Here is a 20768-nt window from a genome sequence, read left to right as displayed (position 1 = left end):
AAGTCCAACAAGCAAAATGAGGGATGGAGGCAACATGAAACAGAAACTGGGTTATTTGGCACTACCGCTATTGGTGGCGGCCGCGTTCACCGAGGCGCGTGCCGACGGCGAGACCATCGCCGTCTTCACCAAGAACCAAACCAATCCGTTCTTCCAGACGGTGCGGGTCGGTGCCGACAACATGGCGAAGACGCTGAACGCGAAGACGCTGCAGTACATCCCGACCAAGCCGGACTCGATCCCCGAGCAGCTCAGCCAGATCGAGGACGTCGTGGTGAAGAAGCCGAGCGCGATCGTCTTCACGCCGGTTGACTACAAGGCGATGGTACCGGGCGTCGAGAAGATCAACGAAGCCAAGATCCCCGTCGTCAACATCACCGACCGTTCCGCCGGTGGAAAGTTCCTCTCCTTCGTCGGCGCGGACGATTACAGCCTTGGACTGGAGACCGCGCGCTTCATGCTCAAGACGCTGGGTGGCAAGGGCAACATCGTCATCATCGAGGGCGTCAAGGGCTCGCTGACCAATGTCGACCGCGTCCGCGGCTTCAACGACGCGCTGAAGGAGAATGCTGGCGCCAAGCTGCTGGCTTCGCAGCCCGGCAACTACCAGCGGCTTCAGGCGCTCCAGGTCATGGAAAACCTGATGCAGTCGAATTCGCAGATCGACGGCGTGCTCGCCGCCAACGACGCCATGGCGGTCGGCGCGATCGAGGCACTCGACGGCGCCAATCGCAAGGCCCAGGTGATCGGCATCAACGGCACCAAGGAGGCCATCGACGCGATCAAGTCCGGCAAGCTGCTCGCGAGCGGCGACTACAACGGATTTGCCCAAGGCTGCCTCGGCACCATGATGGCGATCCGGTCCTTGCGTAACCAGCCTGTCATCAGCGAGATCGTGCTGAAGCCGACCGTCATCACCAAGGACAACTACCAGCCGTTCGACGTGCCGCTGGAACAGCGTACCTGTCCGACCTTCGAGGAGGCCAGCAAGCTCGGCGCCAAGTAAATCAGTCCATCTCGACAAACACGGACGGCCGCCTCGCGGCCGTCCCAAGAACGAAGCCAAGAATACGGAGACCACCATGCTGTTCGCCATTCACGCCCTCGACCGCGCCGGCGCATTGCCGACCCGGCTCGCCAATTATGACGCCCACAAGGCTTTCCTCAGTGACACCTCGCGCTTCGGCGTCAAGATCGTGATGTCGGGCCCGCTCGTCTCCGACGATGGCCAGACCATGATCGGCAGCCTGTTCCTGATCGAGGCACCCGGCCGCAGCGAAGTCGAGGCCTTCAATCATGCAGACCCATTTGCCGAAGCCGGCATCTGGGAAAAGGTCACGATCACGGGCTTCCTGCGACGCCAGGGTTGAGGGTGACCAAACAAAAAATGCGAAACAACCCCATGCACAGTAGAATGGGGTTGTTCTTGCTTGCGAATTTGCGGCGTCGATCGCTTCGACACGTCGGGCAAAACAGGAGCAGAGTGCAACCATCGCTCGATCGTCACACTGCGCCCCGCCGTCTTGCGCCCTTGTAGGAAAGCCGCACGCATGGCTTTCGCGATCTCCCTCCTGGCAGCGGCAATACGTTCGTCTAAAACTGCACGCCGCGCGTCAGGGCACCGTCGACGACGAGGTTGGTGCCCGTGATGAAGCTGGCGGCACGGCTGGCGAGGAAGACGACGGCGTTGGCCATTTCCTGCGGCGTGCCCATCCGCCCGGTCGGATTGAGCGCCAGCGCGGTCTTGTAAAGCTCGGGGTTGTTGTCCTTGATCATGTTCCAGACGCCGCCGTCGAAATAGGTGTTGCCCGGCGACACCGAGTTGGCGCGGATGTTCTTCGCCGCGATCTGGTTGGCGAGCCCCTGTGTGTAATGGATGATCGCCGCCTTGAACGTGCCGTAGGGACCGGCCGCAAAATCGACCTCGCGCCCGGAGACGCTCGATATGGTGACAATCGCGCCGGCGGAACTCTTCTCGAGATAAGGCATGGCCGCGTTCACCAGCCGGACCGTGCCCATCATGTCGGTCGAAAATTCCTTCTCCCAGCTCTCGTCATCCTGCCCGATCGCCAGCGCACTGACATTGGCGACGACGACGTCGATGCCGCCGAGCTTTGCCGCCATGTCGCCGACCCATGCCTTCAGCACGGCTGCGTCAGCGACGTCGACCGCACCGCCATAGGCCGCGACGCCCTTGGCCTTGAGCGCGGCGACCGTGCTCTCGACCTCGGGCAGATTGCGCGCGCAGACGCCGACATCGGCGCCTTCGGCGGCAAATGTCTCGGCGATCGCACGGCCGATGCCCTTGGTGCTTCCTGTGACAAGAACTTTCGCGCCCTTGAGTCCCAGATCCATGGCCGGTTTCCTTTTCTTGGTTCAGTAGTTGCTCGCGGCCGCCTTGATCAATCCACGATAGCTGTGCGGCATGCGCATCGACACCAGATCCTTTCGCCGCACCACGTTGGTCGGATAGACGCTGTCGAGATTGGTGGTGTCGACCAGCGCGGTGGCAAGGCCCGTGCCGCCGGCCACGATCGCCTCCCGCCGCGGAAACTCGAACGTGTCGGGTCCGAATACGCCGCTCAGCCCGGGATAGAAGCGGTCCGGATCGACGACATTGGCGAAGGCGAAAAACAGGTTGTTCTCGCCCGCGCGAACACGAAAATGATGCCAGTGATGCGGATCTGGGCCGGTCGGAATCGGCTTTGGCTGCCCGACTTCGGTGCCCGCATGCGACGAACTGAAGCGCCCTTTGATCGCGGCGGGGCACGCGATGAGATCGCAGCCGTGCAACGCCAGCACCCTTCCCGCTTCAGGAAAAGACGCATCGTGGCCGATCAACAGCCCAATGCGGCCAATCGGCGTATCGACCACGGTCCATTCGTCTCCCGCCGTGGCCCAGCCGCGCTCGTCGGCGGAGAGATGTGTCTTGCGATAGACCGAGATGGCTCCATCGGGCGCGATGAGGCAGGCGCTGTTGTAGACCAGATCGCCGTCGCGCTCGGCGAGACCGCAGACAAGATAGAGGTCGAGCTCCCTTGCCAGCATGCCAAGGCTGTCCGTCGCCCGACCCGGTATCGGTTGGGCGGATGTCGAGGGATCGGAAAGTCCCGTCATCGCCAGCTCCGGAAAGACGACGAGCTCCGCGCCTTCGGCTTTCGCCTTGCCTGCGAGTGCTGCGATCTCTCCGAGATTGCGGCTGATGTCATCGGCCGGCGCAAATTGCGCGACTGAGACCCGCGACGTCTTTCCAGCCGGCCAGGGCTCGTGACCGTAAAGGCCGAAGAAGTCGCGCGGATTCCAGCTGAACGTGTCGGTGAGAAGTTCCGGATAGAGCTCCGGTCGGCGCTGCGCGAACACAGTCTCCCCGAGCACACGGCGCGCACGTGCGGCTTCGAGATCGATCTCCGACATCAGGACGCCGTCGCCCTTGTCGAGCACAGCGATCACCTGCCCGTCCGGTGCGATCACACAGCTGCCGCCGCTGAACTGCACGGTGCGTTCAAGCCCCCAGCGGTTGCTCTCGATGACGTAGCAGCCGTTCTCGAAGGCGCGGCTGATCCAGTATGGCGCCGGCGTGCGCTCCGCCAGCCAGTTCGAGATGTGACAGATGACGTCCGCACCGCCGAGCGCCATCAGCCGCGCGGTCTCCACGAAATGGATGTCCATGCAGATCAGCAGCGCGATCCGCCCGATCGGCGTCTCGAACACCTGGTTGTGCAAATCGCCCGCCGCCGCCCATTTCGGCTCGGAGATGTAGGGATGGGTCTTGCGGTGACGGCCGACGATGCCGTCGGGCCCGATCAGGACGGCCGTGTTGAAATAGATGCCGTCCTCGTCGACCTCCGGCATGCCGACGACGATGTAGCAGTCCTGCCTGCGCGCCAGCGCCGCAAAGCGGTTCGTGGTCGGACCCGGGATCGTCTCGACAAAGGGGGCGACCTCGGCGCGGTCGAACCAGCAATAGCCGGTCGTTCCCATCTCCGGCGTGACGATGAGCCTTGCACCGGCCGCCGCCGCCTGCTCGCAGAGCTCGAGCAGGCGTGCGATGTTGCGCTCCTTCTCGAACATGGTGGGCTCGAACTGGACGGCGGCGACCTTGTGGGTGGTGGACATGATCCGGCCGACCTCAAACCAGATAGGATTTCTTGATGGAGGCGCCGAGCGTATATTTGGGATCGACCATGTTGCCGAGCCGGACACGCCCCGCCTGGGTCAGCAGCATATAGGCATCGATCTCCTCAAAACCGTAGTCGGCTGCCATCCAGCGGCAGAGCTCACGATAGGCGATGCGGGCCGCATCCTCCATCGGCCGCGCCGAGCCGATGGTCATGATGAAATCCCTGGTCTCGAGCCGCGGCCAGGAGATGGTCCAGTTCTTGATGAGGTCGATCTGCACCGTGGTCACGGTCGGATGCTCGATGGCGACGCCACAGAGCTCACCATCCCCCTGCGCAGCGTGGCAGTCGCCGAGATAGAGCAGCGCGCCCTTGGTGTTAACAGGCAAATAGACGACGGCACCGACGCCGACATCGGGCAAATCCATGTTCCCGCCGTAATAGTCGGGGACCAGCGAGGAGATCGCCTCGATCTCCGGCGACGTGCCGATCGTGCCGATAAAGGGCTCATACGGCAACGTGATCTTGTCGTTCCACTTCGTACCGGTCTTAGCGTCGACTACGAGCTTCTTCACACGCTCCGGCAACGCCGGATTGAGCAGCGCGGTCTGGCCGGTCGAGACCAGGCCACCGAAGTCAGGCATGACCACGGTGGTGCCGCACGGCTGCGGCCCGCGCGGCACGATGCTCTCGATATAGACCGCAAGCGTATCGCCTTTCTCCGCGCCATTGACATGGATGGGCCCGTTCTGCGGATTGAGGAACGGGAAGTTGAGGATTTTTGACGGGCTATCGGTCTCATGCTTGATCGCGCCCTCGAACGCGTCGTGCGTCTCGGCCGAGACGACCGCACCGGGATCGACGGTCAGCACCGGCCCCACATAGGGACCGTAGACATAATGGTACTTGCCCTGCTCGCTCTCCGTGATGGTGTACTCCTTGCCACGCTCGCCCTTGGCGACGCCTTTGCGTGCCATGATGGAATCGTTTTGCCAGGCCATTGCTGTTCTCCTTGGTTGGGCGTCGTTTTTTCTAGACTGCCAGATGGCGGCGCATCTCCGCCTCGTCGTCGAGCGCGGAGCGGTCGAGACTTGCGACGATGCGCCCCTTGTCCATGACGTAGCAGCGCTGTGCCATGGCGCGGATCATGTCGAGATTCTGCTCGACGAGGATGATGGTCACGCCGGTCCTGCGGTTGAGCGCGACCATGTTGCGCGCAATGTCCTGAACGATGTTGGGCTGGATGCCCTCCGAGGGCTCGTCGAGCAGGATGAGATTGGGATCGGCAATGAGGACGCGACCGATCGCGAGTTGCTGCTGCTGGCCTCCAGACATGGTGCCGGCGCGCTGGTGCCAGCGTTCTTCGAGGATCGGAAAGGCCTCGACGATCCTGCGGCGGCCTGCCTCGGGAATGCCGCCGCCCTTGATCGCGGCGCCGACCGCGACGTTCTCGCCGACGGTCAGGCGTGGAAACACGTCGCGCCCCTGCGGCACATAGCCCATGCCGAGCCGCGCGCGCTTGTACGCCGGTAGCGAATCCACCGCCTCGCCGCGATAGACGATCGAGCCGCTCATTGCCGGCACCAGCCCGATCAGGCTCTTCATCAGCGTCGACTTGCCGACGCCGTTGCGCCCGATCACGGCGACGATCTCGCCTTCCCGCACCTCGATCTCGAGGCCTTGGAGCACCGGCTTGCCGCCATAGCCGGCGCGCAGGGCCAGCGTTGCGAGGATGACTTCCTTACGCGCCATATCAAGCATGGGCCTGCCCCAGATAGATCGCCGCAACGCGCTCGTCGGCCACGATCTCGTCGATCGAGCCCTGCGCGAAGACCTGGCCGAGATGCAGCACCGTGACGCGCTGGGCGACCTGGCGCACGAACGCCATGTCATGCTCGATCGCCAGCACCGTCATGCCATCGGCATTGAGCCGCTGCACCATCTCGCCGGTCATGTGGGTTTCCTCGGGCGACATGCCGGCGGTCGGCTCGTCCAGCAAGAGAAGGCGCGGCTTCAGGCTGATCGCCATGCCGATCTCCAGCCATTGCTTCTGGCCGTGGCTGAGATTGCCTGCCGTCTGCGCCTGTTCGGATTCCAGTCCGAGGAAGGTGAGCAGCCGGCCAATCTCGGCTTCGAGCTCGGCGCCACGATGCCGGCTTTGCAAGGCGATCTCGAGGTTCTGGCGGACGGACAGGCCCTTGAAGACGCCGGGCACCTGGAATTTGACCGACAAGCCGCGGTGAATCCGCGCAAAGGACTTCAGCGCCGTGATGTTCTCCCCGGCGAAGAGGATATCGCCGCTTCCCGGATGATGCTCGCCGAGGATCAGGCGGAACAGCGTGCTCTTGCCGGCGCCGTTCGGGCCGATCAGGCAATGAATCTCGCCGGGCTCGAGCGTGAGGTTTACGGCGTTGGTGACGTGCAGGCCGCCAAAATGCTTGTTCAGCTCGCGCAGCTCCAGCAGCGACATCAGCCGGCCCTCTGCGTGAAGCGGGCCGCGAGGCGGCCGAGCCAGTGCATCACCCCGAGCACGAGCCCGTTGGGCGCGATCAGGACGGTGAGCACGAGCAGCACGCCCATGAAGACGAGCGCATACTGGCTGCCATAGATCGTCAGCGCCTGGAACGCGGCCAGCACCACCAGCGTGCCGACCACCGTCGAAGTCAGATCGCTGCGGCCGCCGACCGCGACCCAGATCAGCGGTAGCGCCGCCGCCGTCATGCCCATGCTGGACGGCGTGATATACTGCCCCCACGCCGTATAGAGCACGCCGGATATGCCGGCGAGTGCGGCGCCGATGACGAAGGTGATGAGCTGGTACTTGCGAATGTCGTAACCCAGCATCTCCGCCCGCTCAGGGTTTTCTCGGATCGCGACAATGACGTTGCCGAACGACGAGTTCATCAGGATGCGCAAGGCGAGATAGACGACCACCAGAAGCCCGAGGACGAAGTAGTAGAGCCCGACATCGGCGAACAGCACGATCGGCTCGCCCGGCCACGGGATGGTCAAAGGCGGCATCGCGCTCATGCCGTTGAAGCCGTTGAGCCTTGCGCTGCCGATGTGCCACTCCGGCCCCGCGGTCTGTGCCATGAAGCGCTCCAGCATCAAGGTCACGGCGAGCGTGACGATGCCGAGGAAGACGCCGGCGATGCGGCCGAAGAACATGAAATAGCCGAGCAGCACCGCGAACAGCGCTGCGATCCCTACTGCAATCACCAGCGCCACCAGCGTGAAGCCATAGGCCGAGCCGAAATTGAGGGTGAGGACGCCGTAGCCGTAGCCCGCGATCCCGAAGAACGCGGTCTGGCCGAACGACAGCGAGCCGCCATAGCCCCAGATGATGCAGAGGCTGAGCGCGATGAACACCCAGACGAAGAAGTAAACGGTGTTGCCGACCGTGTAGCCGTCACTGAACAGCGGGTATGCGAGTGCCACGGCGAGCACGACGGCGAAAAGGCCCCAGAAGCCCGGACCGCGGCCAACGGTCTGCGGGCCTTCGAGACGGCGGAACAACGAAAGGAAACCGGTCACGACGCCATCACTCCGTCAGGTGCGCTCGCGCAGCACGAAGCCGGAGATGCCTTTCGGCAAAACCCGGACCACGATGATGACGGCGACCAACAGGCCGATCTGGCCGAACAACTGTCCCTGCCACGACGTCATCACCGATTTCACGATCGCGAGCACGCCGCCCGCCGGCGCCGTGCCGAGGAAGACGTCCGCGCCGCCGATCACGACCGTGACGAAGGCCTCCATGATGAAGGTCGCGCCCATGGTCGGCACCAGCGTCATTGTCGGTGCATAGAGGCCGCCGGCAAGTCCGGCGAGCCCGGCGCCGCAGGCGAAGGTGAGGCTGTAGATCAGGCGCGTATCGACGCCGAGGGCGGCCGCCATATGCGGCACCTGGATGGTCGCCCGCGCCAGCACGCCGAAGCGGGTCCAGTTGAACAGCGCATAGAGCGCGGCGAGCACGCCGAGCGCCGAACAGAACAGCACGATGCGGTAGATCGAATAGGAGTAGTCGCCGACCTGGAAGCTGCCGAATGGGGTACCGACGCCCGCCATGGTCGAGCCGACCATGATCAGCGTGCCCTGCGTAGCGATCAGGCTGAGCCCCCAGGTCGCGACGATGGTGTCGAGCGGCCGGTCATAGAGATGGCGGATGACCGCGAGCTCCACCAGCACACCGACCAGTGCCGACACAACGGTGCCCGCCAAAATGCCCAGCGGCAGCGGCAAACCCGCGTGCACGGTCGCGGCGGTGACATAGGCGCCGCACATGATGAACTCGCCATGGGCGAGATTGATCACGCCCATCATGCCGAAGATCACCGCAAGCCCGCAGGCCGAGAGCACCAGGAACGCGAAGGCGTCGCCGAATTGATAGAGCGCCGAAAACACGTGGGTCGCGATGTCCATGAACCAACCAATATGTGGGAAGAAACTACCGTCGCAGGTGTCCGTGATCGTCCCGGCGCGCCGGCAACGCCGGGGGCGTGCCTGGGAGCGCCGGGGCGATCAACCGCCGGTTCAGGGGTTCGGCGGGGGATTCGATGGCGTGTACTGCGCCATCGGATCTTTCTTGGTGAGATCGCAGCCGGCTTCACCCAGCCAGTACGGCTTGATGTCCTCCCAGGTCTTCGGGAACGAGATCGCGTGATCGGCACCGACCTTGGCGAGATAGATCGTGTGTGACATGTGCTGGCTCTTCGGGTCGATGCAGACCTTGCCTTCCGGTGCATCCATGCAGACATCGCCCATCGCGATCACCTTGCGGATGTCCTCGCGCTTGGTCGACTTCGCCCGCTCCACCATCTGCTTGTAGAGATAGACGGCAAGATAGGAGTTTTCCGCCTCCTGGTTGACATAGGGCTCGCTCGGGAATTTCGCCTTGAACTTGGCGTAGAATTCCTTGCTCTTCGGCGAGTCGATCTCCTCAATGTAATTGGTGGTGACGTACATGTCCTTCAGGCTCGGCGGCTTGAAGCGCTTGTGCTCGTAGCCCTGGCCGACGTTGACCGAGGAGGCCATCGGCAGGTTGACGTTGGCGGAGGCCGCCTGCTCGTAGTAGGAGGCCTGTGCGGTGCCGACCAGCAGCGTGACCACGAAGTCGGGCTTGGCTTTCTGGATGTTCTGGATGCTCTGCGAAAACTGCGACACGCCGAGCGGGATGAACTCCTCGCCGGCCATCTTGCCACCGTTCTCCTTGACGATCTTGCGCACCCATTCCGCCGAGATCTGGCCGAAATTGTAGTCGGCGGCGAGCGTGTAGACGTTTTTGCCGTACTTCTCCATCATGTAGGGAATGAGCGTGGAGAACTGCTGCTCCGGCACCGCGCCTGTCACGATCATGTGGCCGTCGCAGACGCCGCCTTCGTACTGGTTGTTGTAGAAGGCAAAGCCGTTGAACTGGTCGACGATCGGACGGTACGCCTCGCGCGAGGCCGAGGAGAAGCCTGCGAACACCACGTCGACCTTGTCACGCTGGAGCACGCGGCGCATGAACTCCTGGTAACGGGTGTTGTCGGACTGCGTGTCGTAAGCAACGAGCTCCAGCGGCCGGCCCATGATGCCGCCAGCTTTGTTAATTTCGTCAGTGGCGAGCTGGATGGCGTGGACCTTGCCGATCGTGGCCGCGGCGAAATCACCGGACTGATCCTCCAGCACGCCGAGCTTGATCGGGTTTTCCGCCGCGAGCGCCTGATGTGATCCGAAGACAAGCGTCCCCGTGAGGGCTGCGGCGCGCAGCCCCCGCAATACAGACTTGGTCATTTGGCTTCTCCTAGATGGCCTGCTTGTTGCCGCCTTGCAGCGTGATGCCGGTCGTGCGGCCGGACGTATCGGGCGGCTTCGCCCGCTTGCTCAGAAACTCCTCGCAATAGAGTTCCATGTTCTGCCGCGCGCGCATGCTTTCGCGACGGAGCTGGGAATAGGCCTCCTCCTCGTCGAGGCCGCCCTGCTGCATCAGCAGGATCACGGCCCGGATCACCGCGCGACGGCCGCGACGGCGCTCCTCGAGGTCCTGCAGGCGCTCGCTCATTTCGGCGCGCAGCATGAACTGGTTGATGCCCATGAAGAGAGATGTGTAGACCGCGCCTCCATGCACCGGCTTGCGCAGGAACGAGGTCGCGCCGAGGTTGACGAGGGCCTTCAGCCGGCTTGGCGCCTCGACGCCGACAAGGCCGATCACCGGCACCGGCGGCAGATGCGAGGCCGGGTTGAGCTCGATCGCGACGGCGCCTTCGAGATCGCCGTCGACGAACAGGATGTCACGGTCGGCCTGGAGGCTCGCCACGTCGATCTGTGCGCGACCATCGATGATCTCAGGATATTCGGTGGAAACGCCGAGCTTGGCGAGCGTCGTTTCGAGCGCGCTCTCCCATCCACCACGCCGGGTGACGACGATGGCGCGGCCGCCCTTGAAGTTCTGTAGCAGTCGAGAGCTCATGATTGCACCACTTTCAACAGCGGAGAGCGCATTGCGCTGGCAAAGCGCGGCGACGACTGGACGAGATAGGGATCCGGCGCGATCGGCTCGCGGGATTCCAGCAGCACTTCGAATTGTCCGTTGGCAGAGGAGCGGCCGATCCGTGGCGTAAGCCAGGCGTGAAAGGTTTGCCGGTCGATACGAACCTCGCCTTGCGGCGCCCGCAGCCGTTGGTCCGCCACGGCGGCGCGCACCGTGCGCGCGTCGTCGGTCCCGGCCTGCGACAAGGCCGCCGCGAGCAGCTTGACGGCGATGTAAGACGACTCTGCGTCGGCCGACGAGACCGGTCCGTCAGGAAATGATTGCATGTAGGCATCGACGAAGGCGGCGTTTTCCGGCGAATTCAAGGACGAGAAATAGACGCTCGAGGACAGATGCCCGTCGACGGCGTCGGGGCCAATCTCCGGCAATTCCGGTTCCGAGAGCGTGCAACTGGCAACGGGAATTTCGGCGGCCTGATCGATGCCACGCGCCCGGCAGGCGGCTCGGAACGCGCGGAAGAACGCGTAGGCGCTGGTACCGATCAGATTGTTGAAGACGAAGTCCGGGCGCTGGTCGATGATGGCCGCAATGACCTGGTCGACCTCGGTATCGCCGACCGAGAGATAGCGCTCGGCGAGCACGGTGCCGCCACGCGCAATCAGCGCCTCGCGGAAGATGCGGTTGTTCTCCCAGGCCCAGATGTAGTTGGAGCCGACGCAGAAGGCGCGCGATCCGACGCGGGATGCCAGGTAATCGACCAGCGGCAGCACGTGCTGGTTTGGCGCAGCGCCAGTGTAGATGACGTTATCGGAGCTCTCGAAGCCTTCGTAATGCGAGGGATACCACAACAGCCCATCGAACTTCTCGAAGCACGGGATCACCTCCTTGCGACTCGACGAGGTGTAGCAGCCGACCACCTGCCGGATGCCGGAGCCGAGCAATTCGAGACTGAGCGAACGATAGCGCGCGAGGTCGCCCGATGGATTGACCACGACCGGCTCCAGCTCGATGTCGGGACTGCCGGCATTGACCTCCTGAAACGCGAGCAGCGCGCCATTGAGGATCGAGCGCGCGACGACGCTGTAGGAGCCCGTCGTCGAGAACATCACACCGATCCGATAATGCTTCCGCGTCATCACTCGATCCAAAAACAAAAAAGCACCCGCCGGCTGTCAAGCCGAGGGCGCTTTCGCCGCCAACCAAACACGCGCTTCCGCGTGGCGTTGGAAATGGTTTGAACTTGTTCGCGTTGACGGGCTGCCTTGCCCGACGCTTGCGTGTTACGGTCGTTGAGATCGAATGCGATGTCAAGCGCGTTGTTGCAGCGGAAATTGCCGCAATTCATATCGGCCTGTAGCAAATATGTGCAGCGCACGCGGCGTGCTCTGTTTCGCATGCGCCCCGGTCACTCAGTCTGCGACCGCGTCCTCGGCCGCCGGGTCTTGCGCGCGGTCCGGCATCGGTCCGTTACCCGCCAATGCACGAATCCAGCGGCGATACTCCACACCGAGAAGATCGCTTCTCAGGTGGATCTCGTCCTTGGGATGAAGCGGCAAAGTCTTCGGGCGTTGCGACTCGACGATCACGCGGTCCTGCTCGTACACCTTGTCCATGCGCGTCACGATCTGCTCGACGGCGATGTCCAGGCCGAAATTGACGGCGGCGGTCAGATGCAGCACGCAGTTTTCGAGATCGACCGGCGTGACGGCCAGGAATGTGCAGAAGCGCTCGACGTCGCCGGTCTTCTTGTTGAAATAGGCCGTCGTGGGGCGGAAGCAGTAATAATGATACCGCGCGGTGATGGGAATGCCGCGATGATCGCCGTGGGGCTGAAACAAGGTGATCTCGCTGGTACGCAGGCCTTCATCCGTCAACACGACATCGTAATCCACGAGCTCGTCGGGATCATCGGGATTGCCATTGAGGTTGGCGTGCACGAACGGAAAGTGCGCGGGGTCGAGAAAATTCTCCACGGCACGAAGGGCGTTTGCGTTGTAGTGGTACGGTCCCGCCTGGACCTTGCGATAGGTCGCATCCTCCCAAACGGGAAACGGAGGAACAGCGGCGACCGGATTGCCCATACAGACCCAGATGTATCCATAGCGCTCGACCGCGTGATGGCGGAATGCCGCGGCCCGGCTCGTCGGCCGGGTCGTCGGATGGGCCGGGTAGCGGCGGCACGCACCATCACTGCCATATTCCCAGCCGTGGTAGGGGCAGACGACGCAACCATCCTTCACCCAGCCGAGCGACAAGCGCGCCCCGCGATGACGGCAATAGTCCTTCCACGCGTGAACCTCGCCATCGTGGCGCCACAGGATGATGTCCTCGCCAAGCAGGCGCGCCGACACGATGGCGTCTTCCGCGACCTCCGCACTCCGGCGGACCACGTGCCATTCGTTGACGATGGCGCGATAATCGGCTCTCTCGGTATCCCAGGTTGACGCGATCACCATGACCTCACCTCACTCGCCATTGGAGCGACCCAGTACAACCTTTGGATGTTTAAACGTCAACCGGATTGTCGGGATTGCGCGACTTCGCGTGAGATTTGGAGGATACGACGTCCGGCGTCGGCACGATGGCCCGGACGTTCGACCTACGCCGGCTGTAGCACGAGCCGGTCGCCTGCCTTCGCGATGACGCTCCAGTCGTACAGCATCGGAACCAGTTTTGCGGCGGCCCATGCAGCATGCTGATCGGCGTAATGCGGGCTCGCGGGGTGTCCCGACGCGCCGTGAAACACGATCCAGGAGCAATTATCCCAGTTGCCGACATCAAAGACGTAGCGTGCGACCGCGCCATAGGCTGCGGTCAAGCCGGACGACGCCCAATAGCACCCGTTGGCCATGACCGTGTCGTTATCGCCGCCGACGGCGCGCCCCCGCGGTTCGAGCTGCGAGACCGCTTGCGGGAACGCCGCCGATAACGGATGCGCCATGCGGACATGATGCAGCTCCGACCATGTCTTGCCGTCGTCGATCTCCGCTGCACGCGCGAGCGCCGTTACCAACGCACGATCCCAATCCCAGCCGCCGAGGAGCGCGGGATCGTCGTTGCGCAGCAATGACGGCAGCACCCACCAGATCTGATTGAGCGGCACCACGCCCGGTGCAACCTGGCTGACCGGATCGCGCGTCACCGCGCTTAAGCCCGACCGTTCGAGAACGATACGCGCCAGCTCGCGGCGCGTCCGTGCGTAGGCCGCAGCCGCCTTTGAGCCGGCCGCCATGCTTGCGTCCCAGCCGGCGATGAGATCACGCAGCGCGGCGGCCGGTCCTTCGATCGCCGGGAGACGGCCCAGGCGAGCGATAAATTCGCGCGCCGTAAAACTGTGCGTGTCGGCATGAATGCTGCCCATGTCCTCGACAGTCGCGGCGGCAAGTCCAGCGAGCCGCTCGGCGATCCGCCGTGCGCGGTACGGCGGATGACAGTCCGTGCAGAGATAGTCCGGGCGGTCATCGGTGGCGACGCGATTGTTCGCGGTGACCAGGATGCCATCAGGCGGATCGAAAGCGCGCGGCATGCCTTCCCAGGGAATCGCGCCCTGCCATTCATAGTCTCCGGTCCAGCCGGGCACCGGCAGCCAGCCGTTCAGTCGCGGGCGGCGTGGCACAACGGCGCGCACGAGATTTCCGATCTTCCCCGCGGTATCGGCTGCGACGAGATTGTGATCGATCAGGCCCCAGCCGCGCGTGGCCTCATAGAGCGTATCGACATTGGTGGCGCGCAGCATCGGCAGCAGGCAATCGAACGACAGATCAAGCTCGGCGAATTGCACCGACCGCAACGTCAACGCCGCTCCCTTGTGCGGATCGCCCGCAATCACCGGCCCGTGGTGGGTGGCGACGACCTCGATGTCGACGTCAGGCCCGCCGCGCACCGCGATGCGTTCATGACGGATGCTCGCCTCGCGCCATTCGTCCCGGAACAGGTAGCGAGAGGCGTCTCCGGGCTTGAATTTCTCGACATAGACATCGTGGATATCGACAAAGGCGTGGGTCACGCAGAACGCGACATGGCCGTTGTGGGCGAAGTGGGGGAAGGCAGGCACGCCGGGCACGGAAAGACCGATGGCGTCGAACGCATCGCAAGCCAGATGGAACTGCGAATACAGGCTCGGCATTTCGAAGGCCCGGTGGGGATCGCCGGCCAGCAGCGGCCGGCCGGTCGCCGTTCGCGACGGTCCGACGGCCCAATTGTTGCTGCCGCCATCGGTGGCTTCCGGCCCGGCGAGCGCGGCCAGCGCCTCGATGGCCGGCGCCAGATCTTCCAGCGCGGCGATCCATCGTTTGCCTTCGGCGCCTGCCGGCGTTGCCAGCAGATCCTGGCCGCCATCGTCGTAACGCAGCTTGGCGACATGGTCCGGCCCGATCGCGCGCAGCGCCGCCGCGCGCCACAGCTTGAACCAGACCGAGCCCATCAGATAACCGCGCTGCCGCATGACGAGGATGCAGTGCCACGGCTCCCAGCGTTCGACCTCGCCGCCGACCAGGCTGTATTCGAACGGCAGCGGCGCCCCCTGCGCCAGGAATGCATTCACTCCGCCGGCATAGGCCTCGAGCATCGCGCGCGCTTCGGTCGACAAGCCCGCGAAGTCACGCTGCGACGCGCCCGCGACGTCGAGCCGTCGCGCCAACGTGTCGGCCGCGATGCCCACACGGCCCTCCCATTCCGCCCAGCGGCCGAGCATGCGCCGGCGCGCGGCATCCATCTGCCAGAGCCGATCCTGGGCGTGGACATAGCCTTGGGCGAAGAAGGCATCCGCCGTTCCGCGCGCGCGGACATGTGGAATGCCCCAGGCATCGCGATGGACGTCGACGTCGGCCTCGAGGCCGCGCAGCGTAGCCACGCCGCTGGTTTGAGGCAGGCGTGATTGATCATCTTCGGCAGCGTTTGGCACGCTCTTCTCCATTGTCAGGTTGATACGCGAGACCTCGTCATCCGATCCGTCTCATACCGACGGCCGGCGATCCGCCCAGGGCTGAACCCGCTCCAGGATGGCGCCGAGACGCAAGACATCGCTGTCCCTCCACCAGCGGCCGACGATCTGCAAGCCGGTCGGCAATCCATCCGCGCCAAAACCGTTCGGCACCGACAGTGCCGGATTGCCGCTCTGGTTGAACGGATAGACGAAAGCGTTCCAGCCGCGGTTGAACAGCGCATCGACGGTCTTGCCGGCCTCTGCGGGAATCGCGGTGGTGGGCAAGGTCGGCGACACCAGGAAGTCGTAGCTTTCCAGCAGCTTCTGCACACCACGATAAAGTCGCGAGCGCGCAACCTGCGCCTTGCGAAACTCGACCATATTGGCGCGGCTGCCGGCCGCGATCCATTCCACCAGCACCGGGTCCATGCGGTCGCGCCATTTCTCCAGATGATGGCCGAAATAGACGTTCAGATTGGCGAGATACATCAGCCGCGCGGGGCCGGCGATCCAGTCCATGCCGGCGCCCGCCTCCTCCACCTCGGCGCCAAACGCTGCGAGGGCTGCTAGCGAAGCCTTGGTATTGGCCGCAACATCCGCGCTGCAGTCGCTCATGGCAGACAGATATCCGATCCGCACGCCGGACAGATCCTCGGAGATCAGGCTCGGCGGCAGCGCTCCGTGAGCGGGCGCACCGAGCGACCACGGATCAAGCGTCGATGGACCGGCAAGGCTATCCATCATCAATGCGGCATCGGCAACGGTGCGTGTCAGCGGACCGGCGGCGGCATAGTTGAAAAACGAGTCGGAGGTCTGCTCATAAGGCACCGCGCCCGTGGTCGGCTTCAATCCGACAACGCCGCAGGCTGCGGCCGGAATGCGGATCGATCCCGCGCCGTCGGTGCCAAGGCCCAGCGGTCCGAGTCCGGCGGCTACCGCGGCGGCGGCACCACCGCTCGATCCACCGGCGGTGCGTTCGAGATTCCAGGGATTACGCGTGACGCCGAAGCTTGGTCCGTCGGTGTGGCCCTTGTGGCCGAACTCAGGCGTCGTGGATTTACCCACCATGATCGCGCCCGCGTGCTTCAGGCGTGTCACCAGGATGTCGTCCTGCGAGGGAATGTTGTCGGCAAGAATGGCCGATCCGTGTGCGGTCCGTACCCCTTTGGTGGAAAAGAGATCCTTGATGTTGATCGGGATGCCGTGCAGCGGCCCGAGTTCTTTGCCTGACATCACAGCCTGCTCGGCGGCACGCGCTTCCGCCCGCGCGGCATCGGCGGTGATCGTCGCGTAGGCGTTGACCGTTGGCTGAGTCTTCTCGATCGAAGCCAACACAGCATCCACATACTCGATCGGAGACAAAGCGCGCTTGCGAATCAGGCGCGCGGCCGCCGTGGCCGGCATGAACAGAAGATCGCGATCAGTCATCCAAAACTCCATCAATTGAGGCGGTGTCAGCCATCAGGCAGGTGTTTCATGAAGGTGGCAGGCGGCGAGATGCCCGGGCGCTATCTCGCGCAGTTTCGGCTTTTCGATCCGACAGCGCTCGAGCGCGAACGGGCAGCGGGGGTGAAACGTGCAGCCGGGCACGGTGTCGATCTGGCTTGGCAGCTCGCCGGTGATGACCGCAGCGCGCGCCCGGTTCGACGTAATTCGGGGGACGGCCGCGAGCAGCGCTTGGGTGTAGGGATGCCGCGGCGAGGTGTAGAGTTCGCGCTTGGGCGCGAGCTCGACGATGCCTCCGGCATACATCACCGCCACGCGCGTCGAAATGCTGCGGACGACCGCGAGGTCATGGGCGATGAAGAGATAGCTGAGGCCGAGACGCTCCTGAAGATCGAGCAGCAGATTGACGATCTGCGCCTGCATCGACACGTCGAGCGACGAGACCGGCTCGTCGCAAATGACGAAATCCGGCTTCAACGCCAGTGCGCGCGCGATACCAATGCGCTGGCGCTGGCCGCCGGAAAACTCGTGGGGAAACCGATCGCCGCACGAGCGCGGCAAGCCGACCATCTCCAGCAGCTCACGGACGCGATCGTCGCGGGCGATGCGCGACCACCCGCCCGTGACGTCGAGCGGCTCGGCGATCGCATCCTGCGCGCGCATGCGCGGATTGAGCGAATTCTGCGGGTCCTGAAACACGAATTGGAGGCGCCGGCGCACCGCGGCTGGCGTCACCCTGCCGCGAACCGACGAAATCTCCTGCCCGAACAGATTGATCGACCCGCTGGTCGCCGCTTCGAGCCCCACCAGGATCCGCCCGGTGGTGGATTTTCCCGAACCGGACTCGCCGACGAGGCCGAGCGTTTCGCCCTGCCTGACATCGAAGCTGACGCCATCGACCGCGCGCAACGCAGCGCCCCGTGCCACAAAGGTCTTCACCAGGTCGCGCACGACGACGATGGGGGCCGCGCTCATGAGATCCCTCCCGCGGCAATGCGCGGCGGACAGCGCGCGAGATGACCGGCACCGGCGTCGACCAGAGACGGTGGCTTCTCCAGGCAGGATTGGACCGCCTCGCGACAGCGCGGACTGAACCGGCATCCCGTGATCGACATCGACGGATCGGGAATGCTGCCGGGAATGGTGGTCAGCCGGTGCACATCTTCATCGAGATTGGGCACGGCCCGGATCAGGCCTTCCGTGTAGGGATGCATCGGCCGCTCGAACAATGCCGGGACGGACGCGGTTTCGACGACACGTCCGGCATACATGACGACCACGCGCTGGGCGAATTCCGCGACCACGCCGAGATCGTGGGTGATCAGAATCACCGACATGCCGATCTCACGCTGCAACTCGCGCAGCAGTTCGAGGATCTGCGATTGGATGGTCACATCAAGCGCGGTGGTCGGCTCATCCGCAATCAAGAGCCTGGGGCGGCATGCCACCGCGATGGCAATCATGACGCGCTGGCGCATGCCGCCGGATAGCCGGTGCGGATAGTCGTCGATGCGGCGCGACGCGTCGGAGATCCGCACCATGTCCAGGAGCTCGATGGCCTTGCGCCGGGCGGCCTGGACGGAGAGCCCCTGATGCTGGCGCAACGGCTCCATGATCTGGTCGGCAATGGTCAGGACCGGATTGAGCGACGACATCGGATCCTGGAAGATCATCGCGATCTCCCCGCCGCGAACCTGGCGAAGCCGGCGCTGCGGCAGCGTCAGCAGGTCACGGTCGCCATAGCGGATCGCGCCCGATGCATAGCGGGTGTTGGCGGGGCTGTGCAGTTTGAGGATCGAGAGCGCGCTGACGCTCTTGCCGCTGCCGGACTCGCCGACGATGCCGAGGCATTCGCCGGCGCCGACCGCGAAGTCCACGCCTTCGACCGCGTTCACCCAGCCAGCGTCACCGCGGAACTGGACCGTGAGGTTCTCGACGCTGAGAAGGGGTTGCTCCGCCATTCAGGTCTCGATCTTCAGTCGCGGATCGAGCACGTCGCGCAAGCCGTCACCCAGCAAGTTCATGCCGAGCGCGGCAAGGCTGACAGCGAGGCCCGGAAACAGCATCACCCACCACGCCTCGACCGAATAGTCCCGCCCTTCAGCGATGATATTGCCCCAGCTCGGGGCCGGTGGCGGCGGCCCGATGCCGAGGAAGCTGAGCGCGGCTTCGGCGAGGATCGCGTAGGCGAAGATGAAGGTGAGCTGGACGATCAACGGTCCGAGGCAATTGGGCAGCACGTGCTTGACGATGATGTGCAAATCGCCGGCGCCGCTCACCCGCGCAGCCTGCAAATATTCCATCTCGCGAATGACCAGAACGGAAGCGCGCACGATGCGCGCCGTGCGCGGCACGTAGGCGACCGACAGCGCCACCACGATGCTGCTGGCCTGCGCGCCGAGCGCGGCGCCGATACCGATGGCGAGCAGGATCGCCGGGAATGCCATCAGCGCGTCCATCAACCGCATGACATAGGGATCGAGCGCACGGAAATATCCCGCCGTCACCCCGATTGCGGCGCCGAACACACCCGAGATCAGCGCCACGGAAAGCCCGATCGACAACGACAGCCGGCCGCCATAGAGCACGCGCGTGAGGATATCCCGTCCGTACTGGTCAGAGCCGAACGGGAATCGCGCGGACGGCGGCTTGAAGCGCGAACGAATGCTCATCGCGGTGGGATCGATGCCGGTCAGCATCGGTCCAATGATCGCGCACAGCACGAGGATGGCCACGAGCACCAGCCCGATCTTGAACGAGCGGTGCGCGGCGAGCTTGCGCAGCACGCGAAACCGCCGGCGCTCCGCCAGCATCTGGGTCGGCGCTGCGGCGAGCACGACCTCAGTCATAGCGCACCCGCGGATCGACGAGGGTGTAGATGATATCGACGGCGACGTTGATCAGCACGAAGGCGAAGCCGAACAGCAGCATGGTGCCCTGGATCAGCGGGTAGTCGCGGGCCATGATCCCCTGCACCACCAGCCGGCCGATGCCCGGCAGCGCAAACACCTGCTCGACCACGACCGAGCCGCCGATCAACAGGCTGAGGATGATGCCGCCGACCGTCACGACCGCAACCAGCGCGTTGCGGAAGCCGTGCTTGCCGACCGTCCGCCACTCGCTGACGCCCTTGGCGCGCGCGGTGCGAATGAAGTCCTGATCGAGCACGTCGAGCATCGCCGAGCGCGTCATGCGCGCCAGAAAGCCGATCTGGAACAGGCTGAGCACCATGGCCGGCTGGATCAGCGAGGCGAACCAGGGGCCGGGTCCCGCCGTCAGCAACGGCGCATAACCCGAGGACGGCACCCAGCCAAGCGTCACGCTGAACAGGATGACCGACAAGATTGCGATCCAGAAGCTAGGGACTGACACCCCGATCAAGGCGATCATCATGACCCCGGCATCGATCCAGCTGCTGCGGAAATAAGCGGCGAGGATGCCGAGCGTGATGCCGAGCGGCAGGGTGATGGCGAGTGACAGTGCTGCCAGCGAGAGCGTCACCGGCAGGCGCTCCGCGACCGCCGAGAGCACAGTCTGGTTCAGCACCAGCGAGCTGCCGAACTTGCCTTGGGCGAGATTGAGAAACCAGGACAGCAATTGCTGCCAGATCGGCTGGTCAAGGCCGAGCTCGCGGCGGATCCGCTCGACCGCCGCAGGCGTGGCGTCTGCGCCGGCGATCACCACCGCCGGATCGCCCGGCAACAGATGCATCAGGATGAAGGACAGCACCGCGACCAGCAGCAGGACCGGTATGGATTGCATGAGACGGACGGTGATCGCGCGAAACATGAGATACCCGATATGAGGC

Annotated in this window: 19 protein-coding genes; 2 read left to right on the top strand and 17 right to left on the bottom strand. The window is 64.3% G+C overall.

Going from position 1 to position 20768, the window contains the following annotated elements; all coding sequences use genetic code 11:
- Positions 1-34 precede the first annotated feature (34 nt).
- The gene (locus tag B5V03_RS00325; RefSeq protein WP_164987701.1) at positions 35-1006 is read left to right on the top strand and encodes a sugar ABC transporter substrate-binding protein; all 972 of its coding nucleotides are present in this window, start codon (positions 35-37) and stop codon (positions 1004-1006) included.
- 76 nt (positions 1007-1082) lie between these two features.
- On the top strand, positions 1083-1370 hold the full coding sequence (locus B5V03_RS00320) for a YciI family protein (protein WP_129267302.1): 288 nt from the start codon (positions 1083-1085) through the stop codon (positions 1368-1370).
- A 223-nt stretch (positions 1371-1593) separates the two neighbouring features.
- Here the strand turns inward: B5V03_RS00320 and B5V03_RS00315 are convergent, their stop codons facing one another.
- From B5V03_RS00315 to B5V03_RS00235, 17 genes are all read right to left on the bottom strand, one after another.
- Entirely contained in the window at positions 1594-2355 is a 762-nt protein-coding gene (locus B5V03_RS00315; protein ID WP_129267301.1) for an SDR family NAD(P)-dependent oxidoreductase, read from the bottom strand.
- Between the two features lie 21 nt (positions 2356-2376).
- Entirely contained in the window at positions 2377-4116 is a 1740-nt protein-coding gene (locus B5V03_RS00310; RefSeq protein ID WP_129267300.1) for a nitrilase-related carbon-nitrogen hydrolase, read from the bottom strand.
- Between the two features lie 13 nt (positions 4117-4129).
- Positions 4130-5119 (bottom strand): acetamidase/formamidase family protein, encoded by a 990-nt coding sequence (locus tag B5V03_RS00305; protein WP_129267299.1) that lies wholly within the window; start codon positions 5117-5119, stop codon positions 4130-4132.
- Between the two features lie 31 nt (positions 5120-5150).
- Positions 5151-5870, bottom strand: a complete 720-nt coding sequence (locus tag B5V03_RS00300; protein ID WP_129267654.1) for an ABC transporter ATP-binding protein — start codon at positions 5868-5870, stop codon at positions 5151-5153.
- A gap of 1 nt (position 5871) precedes the next feature.
- Positions 5872-6588 (bottom strand): ABC transporter ATP-binding protein, encoded by a 717-nt coding sequence (locus B5V03_RS00295; protein WP_129267298.1) that lies wholly within the window; start codon positions 6586-6588, stop codon positions 5872-5874.
- Positions 6588-7652 (bottom strand): branched-chain amino acid ABC transporter permease, encoded by a 1065-nt coding sequence (locus B5V03_RS00290; protein ID WP_129267297.1) that lies wholly within the window; start codon positions 7650-7652, stop codon positions 6588-6590. Before B5V03_RS00290 ends, B5V03_RS00295 begins: the two co-directional genes overlap by 1 nt.
- A 15-nt stretch (positions 7653-7667) precedes the next feature.
- Positions 7668-8540: an ABC transporter permease subunit gene (locus tag B5V03_RS00285; RefSeq protein ID WP_129267296.1), complete on the bottom strand. Its 873-nt coding sequence runs from the start codon at positions 8538-8540 to the stop codon at positions 7668-7670.
- 111 nt (positions 8541-8651) lie between these two features.
- The gene (locus B5V03_RS00280) at positions 8652-9893 is read right to left on the bottom strand and encodes an urea ABC transporter substrate-binding protein (RefSeq protein ID WP_129267295.1); all 1242 of its coding nucleotides are present in this window, start codon (positions 9891-9893) and stop codon (positions 8652-8654) included.
- A 10-nt stretch (positions 9894-9903) separates the two neighbouring features.
- Positions 9904-10569 (bottom strand): ANTAR domain-containing response regulator, encoded by a 666-nt coding sequence (locus B5V03_RS00275; RefSeq protein WP_129267294.1) that lies wholly within the window; start codon positions 10567-10569, stop codon positions 9904-9906.
- Entirely contained in the window at positions 10566-11726 is a 1161-nt protein-coding gene (locus B5V03_RS00270; protein WP_129267293.1) for a transporter substrate-binding domain-containing protein, read from the bottom strand. The genes B5V03_RS00275 and B5V03_RS00270 overlap by 4 nt, the downstream gene beginning before the upstream one ends.
- 273 nt (positions 11727-11999) lie before the next feature.
- On the bottom strand, positions 12000-13046 hold the full coding sequence (locus B5V03_RS00265; RefSeq protein WP_129267292.1) for an aromatic ring-hydroxylating oxygenase subunit alpha: 1047 nt from the start codon (positions 13044-13046) through the stop codon (positions 12000-12002).
- A gap of 143 nt (positions 13047-13189) precedes the next feature.
- Positions 13190-15493: a penicillin acylase family protein gene (locus tag B5V03_RS00260; protein ID WP_245502116.1), complete on the bottom strand. Its 2304-nt coding sequence runs from the start codon at positions 15491-15493 to the stop codon at positions 13190-13192.
- Between the two features lie 51 nt (positions 15494-15544).
- Complete coding sequence (locus B5V03_RS00255) at positions 15545-16942, bottom strand: amidase (RefSeq protein WP_129267290.1); 1398 nt, start codon at positions 16940-16942, stop codon at positions 15545-15547.
- A gap of 33 nt (positions 16943-16975) precedes the next feature.
- Entirely contained in the window at positions 16976-17935 is a 960-nt protein-coding gene (locus B5V03_RS00250) for an ABC transporter ATP-binding protein (protein WP_129267289.1), read from the bottom strand.
- Positions 17932-18921 carry an ABC transporter ATP-binding protein gene (locus B5V03_RS00245; RefSeq protein WP_129267288.1) on the bottom strand — a complete coding sequence of 330 codons (990 nt, stop codon included), beginning with the start codon at positions 18919-18921 and terminating at the stop codon, positions 17932-17934. The genes B5V03_RS00250 and B5V03_RS00245 overlap by 4 nt, the downstream gene beginning before the upstream one ends.
- Complete coding sequence (locus B5V03_RS00240) at positions 18922-19809, bottom strand: ABC transporter permease (protein WP_129267287.1); 888 nt, start codon at positions 19807-19809, stop codon at positions 18922-18924.
- Complete coding sequence (locus B5V03_RS00235) at positions 19802-20749, bottom strand: ABC transporter permease (protein ID WP_129267286.1); 948 nt, start codon at positions 20747-20749, stop codon at positions 19802-19804. The genes B5V03_RS00240 and B5V03_RS00235 overlap by 8 nt, the downstream gene beginning before the upstream one ends.
- Positions 20750-20768: the final 19 nt, after the last annotated feature.

This window comes from Bradyrhizobium betae, assembly GCF_004123905.1.
GTDB lineage: Bacteria > Pseudomonadota > Alphaproteobacteria > Rhizobiales > Xanthobacteraceae > Bradyrhizobium > Bradyrhizobium betae_A.
This window is presented reverse-complemented; position numbering and strand designations above follow the sequence as displayed.

Bases quoted from the DNA above. Each gene is read 5' to 3' on its own strand.
- B5V03_RS00300 (WP_129267654.1), bottom strand. From the start codon at position 5,870: ATGGCGCGTAAGGAAGTCATCCTCGCAACGCTGGCCCTGCGCGCCGGC.
- B5V03_RS00235 (WP_129267286.1), bottom strand. From the start codon at position 20,749: ATGTTTCGCGCGATCACCGTCCGTCTCATGCAATCCATACCGGTCCTG.
- B5V03_RS00320 (WP_129267302.1), top strand. From the start codon at position 1,083: ATGCTGTTCGCCATTCACGCCCTCGACCGCGCCGGCGCATTGCCGACC.
- B5V03_RS00250 (WP_129267289.1), bottom strand. From the start codon at position 17,935: ATGAGCGCGGCCCCCATCGTCGTCGTGCGCGACCTGGTGAAGACCTTT.
- B5V03_RS00280 (WP_129267295.1), bottom strand. From the start codon at position 9,893: ATGACCAAGTCTGTATTGCGGGGGCTGCGCGCCGCAGCCCTCACGGGG.
- B5V03_RS00255 (WP_129267290.1), bottom strand. From the start codon at position 16,942: ATGACTGATCGCGATCTTCTGTTCATGCCGGCCACGGCGGCCGCGCGC.
- B5V03_RS00245 (WP_129267288.1), bottom strand. From the start codon at position 18,921: ATGGCGGAGCAACCCCTTCTCAGCGTCGAGAACCTCACGGTCCAGTTC.
- B5V03_RS00305 (WP_129267299.1), bottom strand. From the start codon at position 5,119: ATGGCCTGGCAAAACGATTCCATCATGGCACGCAAAGGCGTCGCCAAG.
- B5V03_RS00275 (WP_129267294.1), bottom strand. From the start codon at position 10,569: ATGAGCTCTCGACTGCTACAGAACTTCAAGGGCGGCCGCGCCATCGTC.
- B5V03_RS00240 (WP_129267287.1), bottom strand. From the start codon at position 19,809: ATGACTGAGGTCGTGCTCGCCGCAGCGCCGACCCAGATGCTGGCGGAG.
- B5V03_RS00315 (WP_129267301.1), bottom strand. From the start codon at position 2,355: ATGGATCTGGGACTCAAGGGCGCGAAAGTTCTTGTCACAGGAAGCACC.
- B5V03_RS00265 (WP_129267292.1), bottom strand. From the start codon at position 13,046: ATGGTGATCGCGTCAACCTGGGATACCGAGAGAGCCGATTATCGCGCC.
- B5V03_RS00295 (WP_129267298.1), bottom strand. From the start codon at position 6,588: ATGTCGCTGCTGGAGCTGCGCGAGCTGAACAAGCATTTTGGCGGCCTG.
- B5V03_RS00270 (WP_129267293.1), bottom strand. From the start codon at position 11,726: ATGACGCGGAAGCATTATCGGATCGGTGTGATGTTCTCGACGACGGGC.
- B5V03_RS00285 (WP_129267296.1), bottom strand. From the start codon at position 8,540: ATGGACATCGCGACCCACGTGTTTTCGGCGCTCTATCAATTCGGCGAC.
- B5V03_RS00325 (WP_164987701.1), top strand. From the start codon at position 35: ATGAAACAGAAACTGGGTTATTTGGCACTACCGCTATTGGTGGCGGCC.
- B5V03_RS00310 (WP_129267300.1), bottom strand. From the start codon at position 4,116: ATGTCCACCACCCACAAGGTCGCCGCCGTCCAGTTCGAGCCCACCATG.